The sequence below is a fragment of the Chryseobacterium salviniae genome (genome assembly GCF_035819015.1).
Taxonomy (GTDB): domain Bacteria; phylum Bacteroidota; class Bacteroidia; order Flavobacteriales; family Weeksellaceae; genus Chryseobacterium; species Chryseobacterium salviniae.
In genome coordinates this window covers 112772-135064 of record NZ_JAYLAA010000050.1, presented here as the reverse complement: position 1 = coordinate 135064, position 22293 = coordinate 112772, and the positions used below count along the sequence as shown (strand labels likewise).

21 protein-coding genes and 3 tRNA genes are annotated in these 22293 nt (G+C 36.5%); 17 read left to right on the top strand and 7 right to left on the bottom strand.

The window, feature by feature from the left end; translation table 11 throughout:
- Positions 1 to 105 precede the first annotated feature (105 nt).
- The 9 genes from SOP96_RS15855 (at position 106) to pckA (ending at position 14449) form a co-directional block, all read left to right on the top strand.
- Complete coding sequence (locus tag SOP96_RS15855) at positions 106 to 2868, top strand: SusC/RagA family TonB-linked outer membrane protein (RefSeq protein ID WP_326321872.1); 2763 nt, start codon at positions 106 to 108, stop codon at positions 2866 to 2868.
- A gap of 12 nt (positions 2869 to 2880) precedes the next feature.
- A complete protein-coding gene (locus SOP96_RS15850; RefSeq protein WP_326321871.1) occupies positions 2881 to 4299 on the top strand; it encodes a RagB/SusD family nutrient uptake outer membrane protein in 1419 nt (472 codons plus the stop codon).
- Positions 4300 to 4323: 24 nt separating this feature from the next.
- Positions 4324 to 5121 (top strand): hypothetical protein, encoded by a 798-nt coding sequence (locus SOP96_RS15845; protein ID WP_326321870.1) that lies wholly within the window; start codon positions 4324 to 4326, stop codon positions 5119 to 5121.
- A gap of 223 nt (positions 5122 to 5344) precedes the next feature.
- The gene (locus SOP96_RS15840; RefSeq protein WP_326321869.1) at positions 5345 to 7282 is read left to right on the top strand and encodes a putative porin; all 1938 of its coding nucleotides are present in this window, start codon (positions 5345 to 5347) and stop codon (positions 7280 to 7282) included.
- Positions 7283 to 7294: 12 nt separating this feature from the next.
- A complete protein-coding gene (bshC, locus tag SOP96_RS15835) occupies positions 7295 to 8881 on the top strand; it encodes a bacillithiol biosynthesis cysteine-adding enzyme BshC (protein WP_326321868.1) in 1587 nt (528 codons plus the stop codon).
- Between the two features lie 37 nt (positions 8882 to 8918).
- Positions 8919 to 10838: an amino acid ABC transporter substrate-binding protein gene (locus tag SOP96_RS15830; RefSeq protein ID WP_326321867.1), complete on the top strand. Its 1920-nt coding sequence runs from the start codon at positions 8919 to 8921 to the stop codon at positions 10836 to 10838.
- A gap of 69 nt (positions 10839 to 10907) precedes the next feature.
- Entirely contained in the window at positions 10908 to 11783 is an 876-nt protein-coding gene (gene fabD / locus SOP96_RS15825) for an ACP S-malonyltransferase (protein WP_326321866.1), read from the top strand.
- Between the two features lie 13 nt (positions 11784 to 11796).
- Positions 11797 to 12702 carry a GYDIA family GHMP kinase gene (locus SOP96_RS15820; protein WP_326321865.1) on the top strand — a complete coding sequence of 302 codons (906 nt, stop codon included), beginning with the start codon at positions 11797 to 11799 and terminating at the stop codon, positions 12700 to 12702.
- 127 nt (positions 12703 to 12829) lie between these two features.
- On the top strand, positions 12830 to 14449 hold the full coding sequence (gene pckA, locus SOP96_RS15815; protein ID WP_326321864.1) for a phosphoenolpyruvate carboxykinase (ATP): 1620 nt from the start codon (positions 12830 to 12832) through the stop codon (positions 14447 to 14449).
- A 125-nt stretch (positions 14450 to 14574) separates the two neighbouring features.
- Here the strand turns inward: pckA and SOP96_RS15810 are convergent, their stop codons facing one another.
- Positions 14575 to 14982, bottom strand: coding sequence for a type II 3-dehydroquinate dehydratase (locus tag SOP96_RS15810; protein ID WP_326321863.1), 408 nt, complete (start codon positions 14980 to 14982; stop codon positions 14575 to 14577).
- Between the two features lie 189 nt (positions 14983 to 15171).
- Here SOP96_RS15810 and SOP96_RS15805 point away from each other — a divergent pair, with 189 nt between their 5' ends.
- The 5 genes from SOP96_RS15805 to SOP96_RS15785 all read left to right on the top strand — a co-directional run bounded on the left by SOP96_RS15805 (position 15172) and on the right by SOP96_RS15785 (position 17838).
- The gene (locus SOP96_RS15805; RefSeq protein ID WP_326321862.1) at positions 15172 to 15534 is read left to right on the top strand and encodes a hypothetical protein; all 363 of its coding nucleotides are present in this window, start codon (positions 15172 to 15174) and stop codon (positions 15532 to 15534) included.
- Positions 15535 to 15736: 202 nt separating this feature from the next.
- A complete protein-coding gene (locus SOP96_RS15800; RefSeq protein ID WP_326321861.1) occupies positions 15737 to 16012 on the top strand; it encodes a YHS domain-containing protein in 276 nt (91 codons plus the stop codon).
- Positions 15999 to 16679, top strand: coding sequence for an SCO family protein (locus SOP96_RS15795; protein WP_326321860.1), 681 nt, complete (start codon positions 15999 to 16001; stop codon positions 16677 to 16679). Before SOP96_RS15800 ends, SOP96_RS15795 begins: the two co-directional genes overlap by 14 nt.
- Before the next feature lie 111 nt (positions 16680 to 16790).
- A complete protein-coding gene (locus SOP96_RS15790; RefSeq protein WP_326321859.1) occupies positions 16791 to 17465 on the top strand; it encodes a superoxide dismutase in 675 nt (224 codons plus the stop codon).
- A 4-nt stretch (positions 17466 to 17469) separates the two neighbouring features.
- Positions 17470 to 17838, top strand: a complete 369-nt coding sequence (locus tag SOP96_RS15785) for a hypothetical protein (RefSeq protein WP_326321858.1) — start codon at positions 17470 to 17472, stop codon at positions 17836 to 17838.
- Here the strand turns inward: SOP96_RS15785 and SOP96_RS15780 are convergent.
- A complete protein-coding gene (locus tag SOP96_RS15780) occupies positions 17835 to 17990 on the bottom strand; it encodes a hypothetical protein (RefSeq protein WP_326321857.1) in 156 nt (51 codons plus the stop codon). The two genes, SOP96_RS15785 and SOP96_RS15780, sit on opposite strands and share 4 nt — an antisense overlap.
- Positions 17991 to 18016: 26 nt before the next feature.
- Here SOP96_RS15780 and SOP96_RS15775 point away from each other — a divergent pair, with 26 nt between their 5' ends.
- From SOP96_RS15775 to SOP96_RS15765, 3 genes are read left to right on the top strand one after another with little or no spacing between them, the layout of a single operon-like run.
- Positions 18017 to 18844: an MbnP family protein gene (locus SOP96_RS15775; RefSeq protein WP_326321856.1), complete on the top strand. Its 828-nt coding sequence runs from the start codon at positions 18017 to 18019 to the stop codon at positions 18842 to 18844.
- The gene (locus SOP96_RS15770) at positions 18837 to 19913 is read left to right on the top strand and encodes a cytochrome-c peroxidase (protein ID WP_326321855.1); all 1077 of its coding nucleotides are present in this window, start codon (positions 18837 to 18839) and stop codon (positions 19911 to 19913) included. The genes SOP96_RS15775 and SOP96_RS15770 overlap by 8 nt, the downstream gene beginning before the upstream one ends.
- A 7-nt stretch (positions 19914 to 19920) precedes the next feature.
- On the top strand, positions 19921 to 20862 hold the full coding sequence (locus tag SOP96_RS15765; RefSeq protein ID WP_326321854.1) for a transporter: 942 nt from the start codon (positions 19921 to 19923) through the stop codon (positions 20860 to 20862).
- A gap of 161 nt (positions 20863 to 21023) precedes the next feature.
- Here SOP96_RS15765 and SOP96_RS15760 read toward each other — a convergent pair.
- The 5 genes from SOP96_RS15760 to SOP96_RS15740 form a co-directional block, all read right to left on the bottom strand.
- A tRNA-Glu gene (locus SOP96_RS15760) sits at positions 21024 to 21095 on the bottom strand.
- 91 nt (positions 21096 to 21186) lie between these two features.
- Positions 21187 to 21258 (bottom strand) — tRNA-Glu (locus SOP96_RS15755).
- Between the two features lie 11 nt (positions 21259 to 21269).
- Positions 21270 to 21524 carry a 30S ribosomal protein S20 gene (gene rpsT / locus SOP96_RS15750; RefSeq protein ID WP_072883895.1) on the bottom strand — a complete coding sequence of 85 codons (255 nt, stop codon included), beginning with the start codon at positions 21522 to 21524 and terminating at the stop codon, positions 21270 to 21272.
- Positions 21525 to 21591: 67 nt separating this feature from the next.
- Complete coding sequence (locus SOP96_RS15745; RefSeq protein ID WP_326321853.1) at positions 21592 to 21912, bottom strand: hypothetical protein; 321 nt, start codon at positions 21910 to 21912, stop codon at positions 21592 to 21594.
- 267 nt (positions 21913 to 22179) lie between these two features.
- Positions 22180 to 22251 (bottom strand) — tRNA-Glu (locus tag SOP96_RS15740).
- Between the last annotated feature and the right edge of the window lie 42 nt (positions 22252 to 22293).

Below are 22293 nucleotides of genomic sequence, written 5' to 3'. Positions count from 1 at the left end.
TTATTAAGTTATATAATTATTTTATATAAAATTTCATTCAAAAAATTTGGCGGTTTTAATATTTATTAACATATTTGCACAAAATAATATTAAATATTTGTTAATATGAATGTTAAATTACGTATGTTGAGTGCAGGTGTGTTGTTCTTTATTGGGGGACAAATGGTTACTGCTCAAAAGACAAAGCCTAAGAAAGATACTATCAAAAATATCGAAGAGGTAGTAATTGTTAACTTAGGTTATACAAAGATGAAAAAAGAAAATACCACCAGTGATGTGGCATCTGTTAAAGCTGAAGATATAGAAAGCACTCCGGGTGCTACTGTCCAGCAGGCATTGACAGGTAAGCTGGCTGGGGTTGATATTTCTTTTGGTTCTGGTCAGCCAGGTTCTTCTAATTTTAGAGTTGATATTAGAGGAACAAATACGATCAACGGAACTACTACTCCTTTATATGTTCTAGATGGAGTTCCTATTTCTTCAAGTGCATTTCAGCTTTTAGATCCTAACTCTTTTGAAGAAGTTGGTGTTATCAAAGATATTGCTACTGCCGCTCAATACGGAGCCTCCGGTGGTGCAGGTGTTGTTCTTTTAACAAGTAAAAAAGGTCGTGCAAGACAAAGAGCCTTGGTTACTTATACTGGGCAATTTGGGGTTTCAACGAGAGCTAACGATAAAGTTACTTTGATGAACTCTAATGAGTGGAATACATTCAGAAGAAGAATAGGATTGAATAACCCTTATACAAATCTTCCTTACACAGATCAGGATATAGCTACCCTTTCAGGTAGAAATACTGACTGGAAAAAGCTGGTTTTTCAAAACGGAACTTTCAGTCAGCATGATTTTGCTGTAACAGGAGGATCTGATACATTTAATTATTTTACACAACTTGGTTATCTAAGCCAGGATGGTATCATTAGAGGTTCTGATTATGAAAGAACTTCTGCAGTAATCAACTTGTTTGCAAAGCCAAGCGATAAATTTACAATTCAATTTAACAATACTATTGCATATGGTGATAGAAACAATGTTAGTTCAGAAGGGGCTATTAATTTAAATAACCCTGTTGTTGCAACATTTTTAGCTCCGCCAAGTGATGAGCCTTTCTTGCCAAATGGTCAATATAATACAGGAGCAGGAAAAATTGGAGGAAATGCATTGGAAACAATTAATACAAGAATTGGAAATAGAAAAGAGCTGAAGATAGTATCAAGTGTAGCTGGTACTTATCAGATCGTGAAGAACCTTTCTGCAAGACAGTTTGTGGGGATTGACCATACTTCATACAACACAGAAGGATATACTAATCCAAACACTTATTTAGGATCAATAACTACACCAGGTAATGCAGGTGCTTTAAGTAGAGGTAACAGCCAGATTTCAAGTATTATTAATAACACTTCATTAACTTATAGAAATACATTTGCAGAAAAGCACGATTTATCGGCAACTGCTTTATATGAATATTTTTATAAAACTGTAAGGTCTTTCGGGTACACAGGATATGGCTTAAATAATTTATACAATAATAGTCCTTCCGGTATCTTAGTTTCTGCTAATACTCTTCCGTCTGTTACAGGAGGGAAAACGAATTATCATAGAGTTGCATTTATGGGGAACGTAAACTATGTTTATGATGGTAAATATTCTTTCAATGGTAGTATTAGAAGGGAAAGTGCATCAAACTTTGGTTCTAACTTTAAGTGGGGAACTTTCTATGGTGTAGGGGGAGCTTGGTTATTACATAAAGAAGACTTTATGAGTTCTATTAGTTTCATTAATGAATTGAAGCCAAGAGTAACGTATGGTGAAGCGGGTAACCCAATTGATATTGAATCAATCAGCCCTTATCAGACTTCGCAATATTATGGTACTGGATCATATGCAGGAGCAACAACTTTAGTTCCAACTGTTCCGGGAAATGATAATTACAAATGGGAGGTAGCTAAAGAATTAAACGTAGGGGTAGACTTTGCTGTTTGGAATAATAGGATTTCAGGTAGCTTAAGTTACTATAACAGAAAAACTTCTGATTTATATATTACATATAGTTTATCTGGAACTACAGGATTTTCTGCAATCAATAACTTTAATGGTGGAGAGATGCAGAACAGAGGATACGAAGTTAGTTTGAATTTAAATGTAATTCGTACAAAAGATACTTCACTTAGCTTATTCGGTAACTTTACTCAGGTAAAAAATAAGATCCTATCTTTAGGAGGAGTAAATGAATTTGAGCAAGGAACTTCTATCATCCGTGTAGGATTACCTTATGGTTCTCATTATATAGTTGGTTGGGGAGGTGTAGACTCTTCAAACGGTCAGCCATTGTATTACGATGTTAATGGTAATTTAACAAATGTATATTCTGATGCCAACGCAACTGCTAATTGGGGATCTTTTAAACCTGAAATATTTGGTGGTTTCGGTGCAGAATTCAAGTACAAATCCTTTACAGCAACTGCTAACTTTAGATATAAAGCTAAGTACTACAGATTCAATAACGAGTCATACTTTATGGAGAACCCTAACTTCGCACAATATAACCAATCTACTGTAATGAATAACATGTGGACTACTCCCGGTCAGGTTACTGATATCCAAAGTTATCTTTATCCAAGACAGTTTAGCTCTAAAGATATTGAAGATGCTTCATTCCTAAGATTACAGGAGGTTAGATTAAACTACCATATTGCAGGTAATTTCTTAGGATTTATGAATGGTATCGATATATTTGCAATTGGAAATAACCTATATACTTGGACTAAATGGACAGGATTAGATCCAGATGATAGTAATAACATTGGTTCTTATGAATATCCGTTCTCTAGAACAATCACGTTTGGTTGTAAATTAAATTTCTAAAATTTGAAAATTATGAAAATCAATAAAATAAAATTTTTTTTAATAGGTATCAGCTCACTAAGTATTATTAGTTGTACTGATTTAGTTAACGATCAGTTAGATCCGGATGGAGTAATTGAAGAAAATGTATTCAGAACTGTTAAAAACTCTGAGCAAGTAGTATTAGGTGCTTATTCAAGAATGCCAATGGGTGCTAATATTTACGCTCAGGCTTTGTTAACAGATGAATTGAAATACAATCAGCAGAATAACGGTCAGGGTAAGGAAGTGCATTCATGGACTTTTACTTCTGGAACAGGTGAGTTTGGTAGCGTATGGTACGGTGCTTATGGTTCAATCTCAAGCGCAAACAAGTTATTAATAAACTTTGATAAAATTCAGGCGACTACACAGGCTGATATTGATTTAAAAAACCAATTAAGAGGTGAAGCTTTAGCGCTAAGAGCATTTAATCACTTTTTATTGGTAAGATCATTCTCTCCGAAGTATAATCCGTCTGCACTTGGTATTCCTTATGTAACTTCTGATGACATTTATGCGAGACCATCAAGACCTACTATGCAGGAGACTTATCAGGCGATTATGGATGATTGTAATGCTGCTTATCCTTTATTAGCAAATGTACCTAATACTGTTAAAAATAGATTTAATCAGGCAGCTGTTAGAACTATGCAGGCATATATTGCTCTTGAAATGGGTAGTTTTGATCAAGCGATCACTTATGCAAATCAGGCTTTGGCATTCAATAGTACATTAAATAGTACACTGGCAACAGTTCAGGCTATGTGGACAGATACTAATACCAATGAATTAATATTCTTCCAAACAAGTATTCCAGGATCTGTTACTGCTGCTCCGGGAACATACTTCACTACAAACGCTTTGAATAGTGGAGGTGCTATTTACTGGAACCCAAGTGTTACATTGTATAATAAGTTTACAACGTCTGATTTCAGAAGAACAAGATATTTTGCGGGTGCACCCACAGATCCTTACAATACATTTATTGTAAACAAATACCCGGGAACTTCAGGTAACTTTGGTATTAATAATGTTAAAATATTTAGAGTTGCAGATCTTTACATGATTCTTGCTGAAGCTCATGCAAGAAAAGCTACTCCGGATTTAGTTGCTTCTTTCACTGCATATTCTACACTAAGAACTGCTAGAAATGCAGGTGCATCAATTGCTTTCTCAGATCAGAATGATGCTATTACTAAAATTTTAGATGAACGATATAAAGAGTTTGCTTGGGAAGGAAGCCGCTTATTTGACTTAAAAAGAAACGGAAGGCTTATTACAAGACAAGGTGTTGATATCTATATATTAAATCCTATTGCTACATTAACAGATCTAAACAGATATACTTATCCAATTCCGACATCTGAAACTCAAGCTAATACAAATATTCAACAAAACCCTGGATATTAATTTTAACTTTTAAATTTTAATAAAATGAAAAATATATTTTATTTATTAATGGGCTGTTTATTATTCTTTGCCTGCAAAGATTCAGAAGCGGACATTTATGAAGGCGATACCATGCTAAACTTCAACAAAGGAGTAAGCGGTAATGGTTTTGTTCTCAATTCTCAAACCTATAGCGATTATAAAATCAGTTATGGTGCCCTAAAAGCAGTTCAATCAAATCATTCTGTAAAACTGGTATTCGATGCTTCTAAGTCCACGGCAGTTCAAGGAACAGACTTTGATATTCTAAATAATGCTAGTGATGATTTGTCAGCAGGCGAAACTGGTGGTGAATTTACTATCAGAATTTATAAAGCACCTGCTGTACAAAGTGGTAAAACTGCTGTATTTAAGTTACAATCTGCTTCTTTAATGAATGCAGGATTTGATCAGACTTATACTTTAAATATGTCTTTAACTTGTCCGGTTACTTCATTTGTAGGTAACTTTACAAATACTGAATCTTTCTGGAATAATCCTGGAACACCTGTAGAAATTGTTGAAAACCCTGCAGTTCCTAATCAATTATTGATTAAAGACTACTTAGATGTAGGTAAAGATTTAGTGTTAAATTACAATCCAACTACATATACTGTTACATTTGCGGATCAAAATACAGGGTATTTCAGTTCTGCCAATGGTGGATTTATTTGGTTGAGGCCAAGTGCATCTAAAGTCTCAAGTTTTAATCCTTGTACAAGACAAATGACATTGAATGTTTATTACTATATTCCTAATGTTGGCGCATATGGTGATCAAGTTGAAAAATTTGTAGGATTTTAATTAATATAAATTAATAAAAAAGAAGATACTGCCTTAAATAAGGTAGTATTTTCTTTTTTATTAACCCAGCAAATAATCATTTAGACTTTAATAAGAAACTAGTTAAGTATGTAATTATAGATTGTTTATTCTTAACATTTATCGGTACTTACTTAGCAATTTCTTTTTTCTTATTTTTGCCTTACAAAATCTGCACTTGCTTTTTTTGTATAAAAATCAGCACATGAAGTATATACTTTCAATCATACTCTTCTTCAGCCTTACGGTAAACGCTCAGGTCAAAAACAAGACCGATTCAAATCAGCTTCCTAAGAAGGGAGAAGATACCCTGGTCATTGATTCAGGAAAAAAAGATTCCTTAAAAATATTCAAGCCTACCATTAATGATTATTTGTATCAGACACAATTCGCAGAGAAGAAGGTATTTGATACGGTAATGAATTTCGATAAAACCTATATCTTTTCGCAATATAACAACAGGGACAATTTTGGGAGAGTTCAGGTAGCTAACATTGGTGCGGGTTTTAATCCTCTTTCTTATGAGCTTAATCCCGAACAGAATCTGGCACTGTTGCCAGCTAACAAATCCTACGGTATTCTTGGCGTCAATGATATACACTATTACGATGTAAAGACGCCAACCGCAACATTTATTTATCATAATGCCATGAAAAATGGGGCAGCTCTAAGGTCTTCCTATACTCAGAATATTGGGAAAAGATTTAATTTTTCTTTAGAATACAGTGGTTTGAGATCTCAGGGAATGTACAGGAATTCCCTGGCTTCCAATAACAATACCTTGTTTACAGGGCATTATGTTTCCAAGAAGGGGAATTATGAATTATTTGCACACTATCTCCACCAGAATATTAACAATCAGGAAAATGGAGGAATTGCTGTAGACAGCCTTTTTCAAAACGGAGACAGCAATTCCAGAAACAGGCAGAATATGCAGGTGAATCTTGAATCTTCAAGCTCTCAGTTTTCATACAGAAGATATTATCTTACACATCAGTTTGCACCATTCAATTCCGAAAAAATTCCTTTTAAAATAAGGCATACCATCTCCCATCAGGGAAACAAATATTTTTATACCCAAAATTCACCGGAAGCATTCTGGTACGAGGCGCCACAACAGCTTGTTGCAGATGCCCCTTTGTCATCAAAAAAATATTCAGAAAATTTCAGCAATACGGTAAGCCTGGTTTGGGATAATGAAAAATTTAAGCTTGATGCAGGCGTGCGTTATCAGATGCTGAAATTAGGTTCGGGCCAGATCGTTCTGCCTTTGCTTGAGATCCCCACGGAAATTAAAGAAAACAGGATTGGGGCTGTAGGGAATTTACAGATCAGGCTATTTAATAAATTCCAGCTCAACTCATTTTTGGAATTCTCCAACGGAAGCCAGTTTGGAAGCTATCTGAGAACAGCAAATAATGTTAAATTTGAACCTGTAAAAGACTATTTTGTGAATGCTAAGCTGAACTTTCAGACCGCTTATCCGTCGTTCAATTATTTGCTGAACACTTCCGTTTACAACAATTTTAACTACTATTTTCAGGACGCAAAAAACCAAACCGTTATGGAAGCCGGTGGAAGTGTCAACCTGAAATGGTTCAACACAGAATTGTTTGCCAATTATTTCAGGGTTGAAAATTTCACGTACTTTGATTCAGCTGCAATGCCGAAACAAAGTGAAAGCTCAGTAAATATCTCCCAAATCGGAGGCGATGCGACTTTCAGTTATGGAAATTTCCATTTAAACACAAGACTGCAGTTCCAGAATGTCCTTACAAACAAAGATCTTCTGCCGTTGCCGGGATTTATCGGGCGTGCCAATTTCTTTTATCAGTCAAAAGCATTTAAGAATGCAGCCGAAATACAAACCGGGATAAAAGTCTATTACTTCTCAAAATTTGCATCCAGAGAATATTTCCCGATTCTTAACGAATATATTCTGCCGGGAACTGGCTCATTCTCTATTGGCGGGCAGCCGATTGCAGATGTTTACTTTAATATGAAGGTTAAAAAAATGTTCTTTTTCATCGAAGGCCAGCAAATCGGAACCGTTATTTCACACAATAAAGCGTATGCATTCCCAAGCTATCCAACTTACGATTTCAGGCTGAATATCGGGATTGTATGGTATTTGTTCAACTAAAATTCAATCAGGTTGAAAACAATTAACAAAATATCTTTTCAGGAAATATCCAGTATTCCTCAATTGGTAAAGGATTTTTTAAGTCACAACATTGAAGGTTTTGAAGAAAATACATTTTCTTTACAACACTTTAAAAATAAAATTCACGAAAAACAAGATTCTTTTGTCTCTAAACAAAGAGAAATTCTTGCTGCAGCATTTGAAAGCCAGCTTTCAGGTCTTACGCTTTCATCAAAGCAAAAGCAACACATACAAGATCTCAAGCTTGAAAATACATTTACAATCACCACAGGCCATCAGCTGAATCTTTTTTCAGGGCCTGTGTTTTTTGTGTATAAAATTTTGCAGGCCATCAAAACATGCTCCTACTTAAAAGACAACTTTCCGGAATTCAATTTCGTGCCGGTATACTGGATGGCTACGGAAGACCATGATTTTGCGGAAATCAATCATTTTAAAACAGAGAACAACTATTATGAAATCAATGAAAAATCTGGTGGAGCAGTAGGAAGAATTTCTCTAAGCGATACGTTTTTCATTTCAGAATTCGAGAAAGAATTTAAAGACCATATTTTCGGAACCGAATTGATTTTAATGCTGAAAGAATCCTACAAAGCGGGTAATACGTTAACGCAGGCTATTCAGATATTGGTCAATCGCCTGTTTTCAGAATTTGGCTTGCTTATTCTTGACGGAGATTCTAAAGAGCTGAAAACACAAATGAAACAAACCTTCAAAGATGAACTTTTGAATTTCAGTTTGTATAAAGAATCACAAGAAAAAGTAGGTTTCTTAATGGAAAAGTACGGAAAAGTTCAGGTCAATCCGCGGGAAATTAATCTCTTTTATCTCACGGAAACCAGGGATAGGATTGATTTTACCGGAAATCATTATATCATTGTTGATAAAAATAGACAATTTACAAGAGAAGAAATTCTTGAAGAACTGGAAAATCATCCGGAAAAATTCAGCCCGAATGCGTTGTTGCGTCCCGTTTATCAGGAAACAATATTGCCCAATCTTGCGTACATTGGCGGAAATGCAGAAATCATGTATTGGCTGGAGTTGAAAGATTATTTTACCAAAATTAATCTGCCGTTTCCGATCCTCATTCCAAGAAATTCCATGTTGTTTTTGAATAAAAAAACCTTGGGTAAAATTGAAAAGCTGCATTTAAAAATTGAAGATTTTTTTCAGAATTTCACCGCCATTACCAATAATAAAATTTTAGATAACAATGAAATTGTAAGATTGCTGGAAGAAAAAGAAAATATTTTGGAGCAGCAGTTTTCAGAACTAAAAGAAGCCGCGGAAACTACCGAAAAATCTTTCGGAAACATGGTGAAAGCAGAAGAAATTCGGCAGCTAAAATCTTTTAAAAGAATGAAAAAAAGGCTTCTTCACGCCGAAAAAATTAAGCAGAACGAGATGCTTCAAAGGCTTGAAAACTTGTTTCTGGATGTGCATCCTTCCAAAAACTGGCAGGAAAGAGTATATAATTTCAGTATCTTTTTTGCCGACCACGGCAATGCATGGCTTGAGACTTGTTTAGAAGAAATGCAAATAGACGAGTCTAAATTAATAATTCTTGCCATTTAATTTTAAAGAAGTATTTTTGTAAATATAATGATCCAATATGATAAAGAGGTTTTTTATTCTGTCCAGTTTATGTATGGTTTTGGGGGTGTCTGCTCAGAAATCGCACACCGTTGTAAAAGGCGATACTCCTTATAATATTGCTAAAAAATACGGTCTTACGGTTGATGAATTGCTTAAGCTTAACCCTTCTGTGAAGGATGGTAAAATAGCAATCGGAGAAGTTTTAACCGTTAAAAACGATAAAACGGGATCTTCAACAAAAACAAATGGTTCCGCAAACGGACAAATGGGGAAAATTGTGCTTCAGCCGAAACAGACCATTTACGGAATTACAAAGCAATACAGGATTTCAGAAACGGATCTCAGAAAGCTCAATCCCGATCTCGATTCTCATATGAAAATCGGCGACGAGATTACCCTGCCTCTTGAAAGCATCAAAAAATATGGTGCCGGACAACAGGTTGCCGTTTCATCTGTAAAATCTGAAGAGACAATCACAGAAACACCTGCTGTCGTAGCTGCTGAAGGAGAATATATTGTGCAGCAGAAGGATAATTATTATAAAATTTCAAAACGGTTCAGTCTTACGAAAGAAGAACTTTTTGCCTTAAATCCGGGGCTTGAAGAGAGAGGCCTGAAACCTGGCGATATTATTTCAGTGAAGAAATCAGCAACCGGAAACGAATCCGGTGCGGATGTTTTTGAAGAAACAAACAATTCTAAAGCAAAAGTAGACTCAGGGAACGAAGGTTCCTCAAAAAATAATACTGCCGATGCTGATGATTATGTTACTTATACCGTTCAGCAGGGAGATACCGTTTTTTCCATTGTCAATAAATTCGGAATTTCTATTGATGAATTAATTGCCTTAAACCCTGAATTATCAAAAGGATTAAAAGCCGGAATGGTTTTAAAAATTAAAAAGCTTGATCCTGCGTATGTGAAAAAAAGCGGAGATGCGCTGAGTGTTGTCGTAATGCTGCCTTTCGGGTACAGTACCGGCGAAACGCAGTACAGAACAATGGCGCTGGATTTCCTTACGGGAGCAAAACTTGCCATTGAAAGAAATGCAGGAAACGGATTGAAATTAGATGTGAAAATTGTAGACTCCGGTAATGAAGCTTCCTTCAAAAATTCATTGACACAAATAAATCCTGATAATACCGACCTGATTATCGGGCCGTTCTTCAAGTCGAATGTTGTTGATGTTCTCGACTTTACCAAAAATCAAAAAATTCCGATTGTAGCGCCTTTTGCCAACTCCCCGGAATTATACAATTACAGCAATCTTATTATCATTGAGACAAACGATCAGACCTATGCTGATAAAATTGTAGAAGAAGTAAAAGCTGCTTATTCTGATCAGAAAATCTATATCCTCGCTGATGCTAAAAAGGAAAATGCCAACTACATCAAGGCCGGGCTTGAAAAAATGCTGAAAAACCCAAACATTACCATGGTAAATTCAGCATCAGATATACAGCTTGATCAGAATATGATGACCGGGCAGTCGGCTCCTGTAATTGCTGTTCTTGCAACGGACAACGATGCGACCGGAGAAGCTTTTGCCAACAGGATTATTGTATTGTCTAAAGAAGTTCAGGGAATCAAAGCCTTCAGCACGCATTATGTTCCGGCTTTTGAGAAAAAAGTAGATGATCTTGCTTTGGCAAACCTGGTGTATCTTATGGACAGAAAGATCAATACGGAAGGAAGTTTTGAAAAAGAAATTCTTGCGGCTTATAAAAACAAATATTGTAAGACACCTCCGAAATATGCCATTATTGGTTTTGACATAGTTAATGATATGCTTACCAGGGAAAACAAAAAAGGAGAAATCTTCAGGCAAATGAATAAAGTTCAGACACAGCTGGCTACTAAGTTCGAGTTTGTGAAATCAAAAGCAAATGGTGCTTATGTGAATACAGGATATCGTGTTATCAGGCTGGTTCCTTAAATCATCTGATTGCATCTGACGAATATTATTAACATTATATTTATATTTGCAAAAATATTTAAATTATAAATGAAAGCACTTGTGTTTCCTGGGCAGGGTTCTCAGTTCGTAGGAATGGGAAAAGAATTGTATGATTCTAGAAAAGATATTAAAGATCTGATGGAATCTGCCAACGAAATTTTAGGATTCGATATCCTTTCTATCATGTTCAATGGTACGGATGATGATCTTAAAAAAACCGAAGTTACCCAACCTTCAATTTTTATACATTCCGTAGCTGCACTGAAAGCTGTAAACGGTCTTGGCGCCGAAATGGTTGCAGGACACTCTTTAGGAGAATTTTCGGCATTGGTTGCCAACGGCGTATTATCTTTTGATGATGGTCTGAAGCTCGTTTCTGAAAGAGCTAAAGCAATGCAGGCCGCGTGTGATGCCAATCCGAGCTCTATGGCTGCGATTTTGGGACTTGAAGATGCCAAAGTTGAAGAAATTTGTTCTCAGATCAGCGGAATTGTTGTACCTGCCAATTACAATTGTCCGGGGCAATTGGTGATTTCCGGCGAAACTGCAGCCGTTGAGGAAGCATGTGTGAAATTAAAAGAAGCAGGGGCAAAAAGAGCTTTATTACTGCCTGTAAACGGAGCGTTCCACTCTCCTTTGATGCAGCCTGCACAAGAAAGACTTGCCGCTGCCATTGAGCAGACAAAATTCAGAAAGGCAACCATTCCGGTGTATCAGAATATTACCACAACGGCAATCTCTGATCCTGATGAAATCAAAAAAAACCTGATTGCTCAGCTTACAGGTCCTGTAAAATGGACACAGTCGGTTCAGAATATGATTAAAGACGGTGCCAATAACTTTGTAGAAGTAGGACCCGGAAAGACATTACAGGGACTAATCAAGAAAATTGACGGTTCTGTTGATGTAGCGTCTGCAATCTAATAAAAATACAATCATGGGCGAGATATTTTCACCGGGAAAGCTGATGCTTACTTCAGAATATTTCGCAATGGACGGAGCTCTTGTCTTAGCGGTACCTACCAGGCTGGGACAAGAGTTTTCTTTTAAAGAAGAACAGGGCGGAAAATCCCTCATTTACTGGGAAGCCAATCATCAGAATAAACCCTGGTTAAAAGCTGTCATCGATTATAAAAGCTGGCAGATTGTAGAAACCAATATTCCCGCAAGCGCTGAATTCATTGTAAAAACCTTACAAAATGTTCAGTTGCTTTCCCAAACAAAATTTAAAAATAATTTTACTTATTATCTTACCACTAATTTGCAGTTTCCGGCAGATTACGGGTTGGGAAGCAGTTCTACCTTAATGAACAACCTTGCCGAATGGGCAGAAATTGATCCTTTTACCTTAAATACGATAAGTCTTGGTGGAAGCGGATACGATATTGCCGTAGCAAAAGAGAAATCTGCAGTGCTTTATCAGAACAAACCCGAGATAAAATATGAAAAGGTAGATTTCAATCCTTCTTTTAAAAATGAGCTTATTTTTATTCACCTGAATCAGAAGCAGAACAGCCGTGAAGGAATCAATTTATACAAGTCAAAAAATAAGTCCCAAAAACTCGTTGATGAATTTTCGGATCTTACAAGAAAAATTTTGTTATGCGATGAATTGGGAAATTTTTCAGACTTAATGTTAATTCATGAGCAAAAAATATCGGAATTTCTTGAAATTCCTGCAGTTAAAGCCCGTTTTTTCGCAGATTGCCCTGTTTTTGTTAAAAGTTTGGGAGCATGGGGTGGAGATTTTTTCATGAGCTCAAAATTTGATGGCTTTAAGGACTATTTTTGGGGAAAAGATTTTAACACTATTTTCGAATGGTCAGATTTAATAAACTTATAATCAGAGGGTTATAAAGTTGTTTTTTTATTTGTCATTCTGACTTATATCATTATATTTAAACCACTTTTAACAATTAATTAATATTAATTTTGTTAGACCCAAAAAAGAAATAGAAAATATAAGTAAAATGAAAAACGCTAAAATCATCCAGGATTTAGAAAAATTAGGGATTAAAGGAAACTATGAAGTCGTTTATAATCCTTCTTATGAAGAATTGTATCAGGCTGAAGTTTCTCCTGAAAATCAGGGCTTTGAAAAAGCTGAGCTTACAGAATCTGGTGCAGTATCAGTAAAAACAGGAATTTTCACAGGTCGTTCACCTAAAGACAGATACATTGTTCAGGATGATGTTACGAAAGATACGATTTTCTGGGACGGTAAAGTGAACCTTCCGACAACACCCGAAATTTTTCAGTCTTGTAAAGAATTGGTGCTGGATCAGCTTTCAACCTCAAAAAAAATCTATGTTGTGGATGCTTTTTGCGGAACTAATGCAGATACCAGATTAAAAGTGAGATTCATTATGGAAGTAGCGTGGCAGGCGCATTTCGTTACGAATATGTTCATCCGTCCTTCTCATTATGAACTGGAAAACTTTGGTGAACCAGATTTCACGGTTATGAACGGGTCAAAAACCACAAATCCAAACTGGCAGGAGCAGGAATTACATTCTGAAAACTTTATCATGTTTAACCTTACTGAAAAACTTCAGATCATTGGAGGAACCTGGTACGGTGGCGAAATGAAAAAAGGAATGTTTGCCATGATGAATTATTACCTTCCGTTAAAGGGTATGGCTTCTATGCATTGTTCTGCCAACGTTGGAGAAGAAGGTGATGTTGCATTATTCTTCGGGCTTTCCGGAACCGGGAAAACAACTTTATCCGCAGATCCAAAGAGGTACCTTATCGGGGATGATGAGCACGGTTGGGATAACAACGGCGTTTTTAACTATGAAGGGGGTTGTTATGCAAAAGTAATTGATCTTTCTGAAGAAAAAGAGCCGGATATTTTTGCCGCAATTAAAAGAGATGCACTTTTAGAGAACGTCGTGGTAAACAACGGAGTTTCAGATTACACAGACGGATCAATCACAGAAAACACGAGAGTATCATATCCTATTTACCATATCAATAAAATTGTTTTGCCTTCAAAAGCAGGACATGCCAAAAAGATTGTCTATCTTTCTGCAGATGCATTCGGAGTATTGCCTCCGGTTTCAGTACTGGATGAAGATCAGGCACAATACCACTTCCTTTGTGGATATACTTCAAAATTAGCAGGTACGGAAAGAGGTATTACAGAACCGGAACCGTCTTTTTCACCGGCATTCGGAGAAGCATTTTTAACATTGCACCCTACCATGTATTCCAAAACGCTGATCGGTAAAATGAAAGAACACGGTGCTAAAGCCTATCTGGTAAATACAGGATGGAACGGAACCGGAAAAAGAATCTCCTTAAAAGATACAAGAGCCATTATTGATGCCATTATCGATGGTTCTATAGAAGATGCTCCAAAGACAAGAATCCCGATCATGAATCTGGAATTTCCTACATCATTGCCAAATGTTTCTGAAGGCATCCTTGATCCAAGAGATACCTACAGCAATGTTGAAGAATGGGAAGAAAAGGCAAAAGATCTTGCAGCGAAATATATCAAAAACTTTGAGCAGTACTGTAATTCTGATGAAGCTAAGAAATTAGTCGCGTCAGGTCCTCAGCTGGAAAAGCAGACAATTAAATAAATGTATAAATCCTCATCAGAAGATGAGGATTTTTTTTATAATGCAAGAAATGTTCAGGCTTGAAGACTATTGATTGTCAGCAGTGTCATCTGAGCTCTTCAAAGCATATTAGCAGATTTTCAAATTTATTTAAAACTTAAAATTGCCAGTCGGTATCCATCCATTCCGAAACCGGATAAAACCGCATCCGTATTGGCCGCGGTTACAGATTTCTGCCTGAATTCTTCTCTTTTGTAAATATTACTAATGTGAACCTCCACCTTAGGCTTCTGAATATTTTTTAAACAATCTGCAATAGCATAAGAATAATGCGTAAAAGCTCCCGGATTAATTACCAAAGCATCAAAATCATCATGCTGAAGCCTGTTAATGATTTCTCCTTCAATATTGGATTGATAATATTGTATTTGATGGGAAGGAAATTCGGACTCCAAATTTTCCAAATAATCTTCCATAGAAGTAGTTCCGTAGATTTCGGGTTCACGTGTTCCCAGCAGATTTAGATTCGGGCCGTTTACAATTAAAACTTTCATACTATAAAATTAAATGTTTTCACAGTATAATATAATATTTTGAATTTTTTTTTAATCTAAAAATGGTTTGATCTGAGAAATCTGAACTAAAATAAAGCGTACACTTAAATCATTGCCAAAACTGACTTTCATCATAATCTATCTTAAAAACAAAATTTCATTAGTATATTTGTAGAGTAGAATACATCATTGAAGTTTTTCATTTCCATATTTATTATTTTTACGATTGCATTACGTCCTGTTCTGCCATTTATTAATTATGCTGTAAATTATGATTACATCGTAAAAAATCTCTGTGAAAACAGAAACATTCCACAATCTACCTGCAAAGGAAAATGCTATGTTGCCAAGGAACTGGCAAAAACAGAAAAGCAGTCCAATACCAATCAGACCGTAAAGATTTCAGGACTCGATATATTTATCTCCCATGAGATACTTTTCTTTTCAGATAACAGTCAGTTTAGCGTTTTAAACAAAAAATCAGACTCAGGATATATCAATTTCCATCCTTCAGAATATTTTTCCAGAATATTCCATCCTCCTTTAGTTTAGTATTATTTTCAGCTAATTATTTAGTTGAATCGATACTAAAAATAAAGTATAGCTATCATTTGCTGAGTGTTAACACCTTTGCGAACCCTTAAACATTAAGTTTACAAAAAACTTGCAAGCTTAGCGTTAAACTAAATCTATTGTTAGGTTTTAGTTAAAAAATCAATCCATTCAAACATTATTAATTTCAATGTAAATAAAAATGAAATCAAAACTTATTTTAGCAGCATTATTGTCTGTTTCGTTAATGGCTTGTGCCCAGGAAACACCTAAAGTAAAACATAAAAAAGCGAAAACAGAGGTAAAATCCGGTGCAAAAACGGTAAAATTTGCTAATGCGGTAGATCCTATTTGCAATATGCATACAGAACCCGATATGAAAGATACGGCAGTCTATAAAAATAAAACGTACGGTTTTTGCAGTGCTTACTGTAAAGACGAATTCAAAAAAAATCCTGAGAAATATGCCAAAAAATAAAAACACCAGCAACTCCAAAGCAAAAGTGATCGTTCCGATTGTGATTATGGCTTTGCTTTTTCTGGGAATCGGTGTCGGAATGGGCTATTTCAAAAAGAATTTGTACACCGTGATGAAAGTCCCGGATTTTACATTAACGGATCAGAACAACAAAACGGTTACCAATAAAGACATGCTCGGAAAAGTCTATCTGGTAGAATTTTTCTTCAGCAAATGTCCTACGATTTGCCCGGTAATGAATACCAACATGAGAGCCATCGAGGATGAAATCAATGATCCTGAATTCGGAATCATCTCCATCAGCATCGATCCTGAAAACGATACCCCTCAAGCCCTGAAAGAGCATGCGGAAAGAATCGGGGTGAAATCACCCAACTGGCATTTTTTAACCGGAAACAGGGATTATATTGGTAAATTAGCAGATCAGTTCAATATTTATGTAGGAGATAAGGAAGACGAAAGCGAAAGCCTGAACCACAGCGGAATGATTGCCCTTGTCGACCAGGAGGGAAATTTACGTTGCCGGTACAATAAAGACAATATGCCGATTTTGTATTATTCGGGATTAAATTATGAAGATCCGGAAGGGAAAGTGCCAAAATTGAACGGGAAATACCATCCCGATAGAGAAATATTAATAGAAGATATCAAAAAATTATTGAAATAAAGGTTTGGAAGATGGAAGTTAGAAGCTGGAAGTTTTATGTAATATGTAAAGAACTTCAAGCTTCCATTAACCATCTACCAGCTAAAATAAACCACATAAAAATAAAATAGTATGAAAATTATGAAAATTGCTGCCCTTAGTGCAGTATTTGCGGCGCAGTTTGCAATGGCTCAATTCAAGCAGACTCCACTTCCTTATGCTTACAATGCATTAGAAGGAAACATCGATGCGCAGACAATGGAAATTCATTATTCCAAACACGCAGCAGCGTATGTTGCCAACCTGAACAAGGCAATCGCAGGAACGCCTCAGGAAAAACAAACTTTGTTTGAAATTATGTCCAACGTTTCAAAATTACCGGCTGCCGTAAGAAATAATGCGGGAGGGCATTACAACCATGAGCTGTTCTGGACGGTTTTAACCCCTGAAAAAAATACGCAGCCTTCTGCAAAACTGGCAAAAGCAATCAATGATGCATTTGGAAGCATGGATGCTTTTAAAGCAAAGATGGCAAAAGCCGGAGCAGACCGTTTCGGATCAGGATGGGCATGGCTTTCTGTGGATAAAAACGGAAAACTATTCGTTTCCTCAACACCCAATCAGGATAACCCTTTAATGGATGTTGTGGAAGAAAAAGGAACGCCTGTATTCGGGATCGATGTTTGGGAACATGCGTATTATCTGAAATATCAGAACAAAAGAGCAGATTATTTAACCGCGATCTGGAACGTAACCAACTGGAAAGAAATCAGCAGAAGATACGAAGAAGCGATCAGCAAGAAATAATTCAATGAACTTAATTTGCAGCATATTTCTCACATTATTCGTGGTATTCAGGCCTCTGGTGCCACTGGTGGAATATGCTGTAAATTATACATATATCTCCGAAGTATTGTGTATCAATAAAAGCAATCCCGAAATTCACTGTAACGGAAAATGTTATGTGCGGAAGGAAATTGCTAAAACCCATGACACCGATTCTTCCCCTTTAAACAAAACAAAAAATTCAGGACAGAAACTCCTTGATATTTACCTTCTTTCTGAAATCACCAAAATCCATACAACAGAAAACGCATTCTTTTCAAACGCCCATTTTCTTTACGAAACCGCATATTCCTTTCTGTTTTTAAAACCTATTTTCCGGCCACCGGTTTTTTAGTGTATCATTTTATTTTGGGCGATCCCCTTTCCCAGGCTTTTCCGGCTGCTCGGGTCGGGCTGTCCGCTCATATCTTTTTTTAGATTCTTCCATTCGTCAGAATCCAAAAAAAGGATAACCGCTTCCATCCCTATCGCGATGGGGCATTTCAATATATTTTATCACTAAAAAATCAACAATGAAAATCTATAAATTTTTATCATTATTCTTTATTGTCCTTACTTTATTCACCCTTTCATCATGCAGGACCAGCGACGACGATGAGGCAGCAGATTCCATTCCCGGAAACCTTCAGCTAAAATTCGAAAACGGGTTCAATAATCTTGGAGATGTAGTTTTGAACCAAACCACCCAAACTTCCGTTAACGGACAAAAACATCAGTTTTCTACCCTGAAATATGTCATCAGCAACATCACTTTAATCGATGAAAACGGAGGAGAATTCAAATACCATTACAACGATCCCGACAACGGAGCCTTTATCGTAGATCAGGCAGAAGCCGTTGCCGGAATCAATTATATCAACCTTAAAGAAATTCCTAAAAATAATTACAAAAAAGTAAGAATCGGTTTAGGAATCAGTCAGTCCGCTTACCTTTTGGGACAGAACGGACAGGGAATTTTCTGGCAGAAAGCAAAAACTTCGGGAATGGCGTGGTCTTGGGCTGCCGGATATATCTTTATAAAGTTGGAAGGCAGATATGGAACGTCTTCAGCCACAACAGAATTCATGAACCACTGTGGAAACATGGGCAATACTTCAGCCAACAATACACCTGATCTTTACCGTGAAATCACCCTTGACTTTCCTACAACAGCGAGAGTTTCAAAAGAAATTACCCCTTCCGTTCATATTCTGGCAGATCTTAATCAATATCTCAGCGGACAGACTGCTTTAACATTGGATAGTTCCAACGACATGGCAATGGGATCAAACCAGCATTTGGTGAATGTGACGAACAATATTTCAAAAATGTTTAAAGTAGACCACGTTCACAATGATTAATTGTTTTCAACAATCCAAAAGAGGGCAATCCGGCTCTCTTTGGATTTTCCTGTTTTTTCTGGCTTTTGCATTAACTTCCTGCACAGGCGATGAGGTTATTGAACCTTTGCCAAAAGATGAAGCCTATCGTCTTGACAAACCATCAGGATTTCCGGAAATCACTTTCGATAGTATAGGAAATCCGGTCACGGTGAATGGAGTAGCATTGGGAAAAAAACTCTTTTATGAAGGGAAATTATCCAGAAATAATACCATCTCATGCGGATTCTGCCATATTCAGGAATATGCTTTTACCCACCACGGTCATACCGTAAGTCATGGAATTGATGACCGGTTGGGAATCCGAAATGCACCGCCGATACAGAATATGGCTTTTCTGAAAAATTATACATGGGACGGAGTCGGTCACAATCTGGACGAAAGATCTCTGGTTCCGATCACCACAGATTTTGAGATGGACAGCTCTCTGCCTGAAGCCGTAGCAAAATTAAATGCAGATACGAATTACAAGAAAATGTTTAAAGCAGCATTTGGGGACGAAAACATTACCGGGGAAAGAATTCTCAAAGCCATTTCCCAGTTTATGGCAACCATGATTTCCTCCGATTCAAAGTACGACCGGATGAAAAAAGGAAACGCCGTTTTCACTGCTGAAGAAAATCAGGGGATGGCTTTGTTTCAGAATAAATGTGCGGCTTGTCATTCAGGAGATTTATTCACCGATCAAAGCTACCGAAACACGGGAATGTATTATAATCCGCAGTTGGACGACAGAGGAAGATACAGAGTAACTCTGGATTGGAATGATAATATGAAATTTCGGGTTCCAAGCTTAAGAAATGTAGAATACACTGCGCCGTATATGCATGACGGGAGATTTTACAGTTTAGAAGCTGTGATGAATTTCTATTCTGAAAATGTAGAAAACCAGCCCAATCTGGATCCGTTGCTGAAACAGAACGGGCACCTCGGAATTCCTATGACGGCTTCTGAAAAACAGAATATCATCGCTTTTCTGAAAACGTTAAGTGATAAAAATTTTATAACCAACCCAAAATTTGCAGAATAATAAGATCATGAAGAAGATATTTTTAACATTGGGTTTAGCCGGATGCTTTTTTAGTCAGGCAAAAGAAACCCACGACAGTTTATTGAGTCCCAAAGAACTCAATCCACTGTTCTTTGATGATTGTGATGCATGTGGCTGCGCCGCAGGAAACGGTTCTTCCGGCTTTGAATCTTTACTGAATCCTCAGTTTATCGGCGTTAAATATTTTGCACAGCATTACAGAGCGAAAGAAAATCTATTCGTCAATGATCTTACGCAGGATCAGTATTTCAATACGCTGCAGCTTTGGGGGAAAATTCCGGTTGCTAAAAATGTAAGTGTGTATGCAAGTATTCCGTTTCAGTTTCACACCAAAAAAACGATACAGGGAGATATTAAGATTGAAGGAATGGGAGATGCAAATCTGATGGGAATTTATCAGATCATCGATTCCAAAGATTCTTCCCATCAGCTTAACGGAGGTTTCGGCGTGAAAATTCCGATCGGAAAATTTGATGAAAAAGGAATCACCGGAGTAAATCCGAGCTTTCAGCTGGGAACAGGAAGCTGGGATTATCAGATGGTTTTGAATTATAAATTTCAGAAAGATAAACTGGCGGTGTTGCTGAACACAGATTACACTTTAAAAACAGAAAACAAAAAGCATTACCGTTTCGGGAACCAATGGAATTATGCGGCCACAGGATTTTACAGACTCTGGAAAAACGAAAAAAGTATTATTTCGGGAAAATTCGGATTGCAAGGTGAAGTCTACGACTGGAATAGGCAGTTTGGAGAAGTAATGCCGAAAACCGCAGGAAGCGCTTTGTACGGAAAGCTGGGTTTTGAAGCCTCATACAAAAAATTCAGTTTGGGAAGTGAAGTAATGCTTCCTGCTTATACGAACCTTGCCGGAGGAGATATTGAAGCCAAATCAAGGTTCAGTATTTTCCTGAATGTTGGAATTTAATTTAAAATATTTATTCTACTTAAAAAACCTTCATTGTATAGTGGAGGTTTTTGTTTTTTCAAAATTTAGAATACGTACTGAAGGATGGAATGAATTAAATAGTTTCCTGTAAAGATGAGTAAAACAGAAAAAGAGATTCAAAAAATTGAATCTCTTTTAAGTAGCCCGTAGGGGAATCGAACCCCTCTTACCAGAATGAAAATCTGAGGTCCTAACCGATAGACGAACGGGCCAGCTATCTTCTACTGTTGCCAGTATGTTAGTTTTGTTTTTATAAGTATCAACTCTTATTAATTACCAGGTTAGAACAGTAATTAAATTTTGTAGCCCGTAGGGGAATCGAACCCCTCTTACCAGAATGAAAATCTGAGGTCCTAACCGATAGACGAACGGGCCAACTATACTTATTAAGCTAGTTTATTAACGTGCTTAGTTAATTTGCTTTTTAAGTTAGCAGCTTTGTTTTTGTGGATAATGTTTTTCTTAGCTAATTTATCCAACAAAGCAATAACTTTTGGCAATTGCTCTGTAGCAGCAGCTTTGTTCTCTTCATTTCTTAACACCTTCATTGCTGTTCTAGCAGTCTTGTGGTAGTATCTGTTACGAAGTCTTCTTACCTCGTTTTGTCTAATTCTTTTTAATGCTGATTTATGATTTGCCATATCGTTCAAATGTGAGTGCAAAAGTAAAAACTTTTTTTTTATCTGCCAAATTAATTTTTAAAAAAATTTAATTTTCTTCTGACAAATATTTTCGGAGTTTTCCTATTGCCTGTTCTATTTTAATGTTCTCTTCTTCTCTTTCTAATTTTTTGATGGTTGCGGTAAGCATGGCCATCGCATTGTTCCATTCTCCAGTGGTGTTGGTGAAGGTAAGTCCGTCAATCGTAACTGCAAAATCGACTCTTTCTCCGGTCCTGTAAAGTCTGAAACTTATTTTATCATCATTGCCCGTTATCCCGTCTTCATTGATTCTTAAATCGTAACTTTTTGGGTTAGAGTGGATTTTTTTGAAAAGCATTTTAGCTTCCTGTATTTTTAAATCCGGCATGATATACATTTGTGGCTTTAGTAAGAATAATAACTCTACTTTAAAGCGGGGCAAAGATACTATTTTTTTCTTTTCAACAAAAGGCTCTTTGTTATTTTTGATTTGTTTTTAGGATAAATAACTCAAAATCTGGGTAATTTTTTAACATAATGTTGAATAAAACAAGCAAATGCCCTAAGATGAATCGTGAGTACAATTCATTTAAATTAATTAAAACAAAAAATCTCCAACCTTTTTTCCAGATAAGAGATTAATTGCTGTATATCGTAGCCTATAGGGGAATCGAACCCCTGTTGCAAGAATGAAAATCTTGAGTCCTGACCACTAGACGAATAGGCCAAATTTTGAGGTTGCAAAAGTAATCATTAACTTTTTAACTTC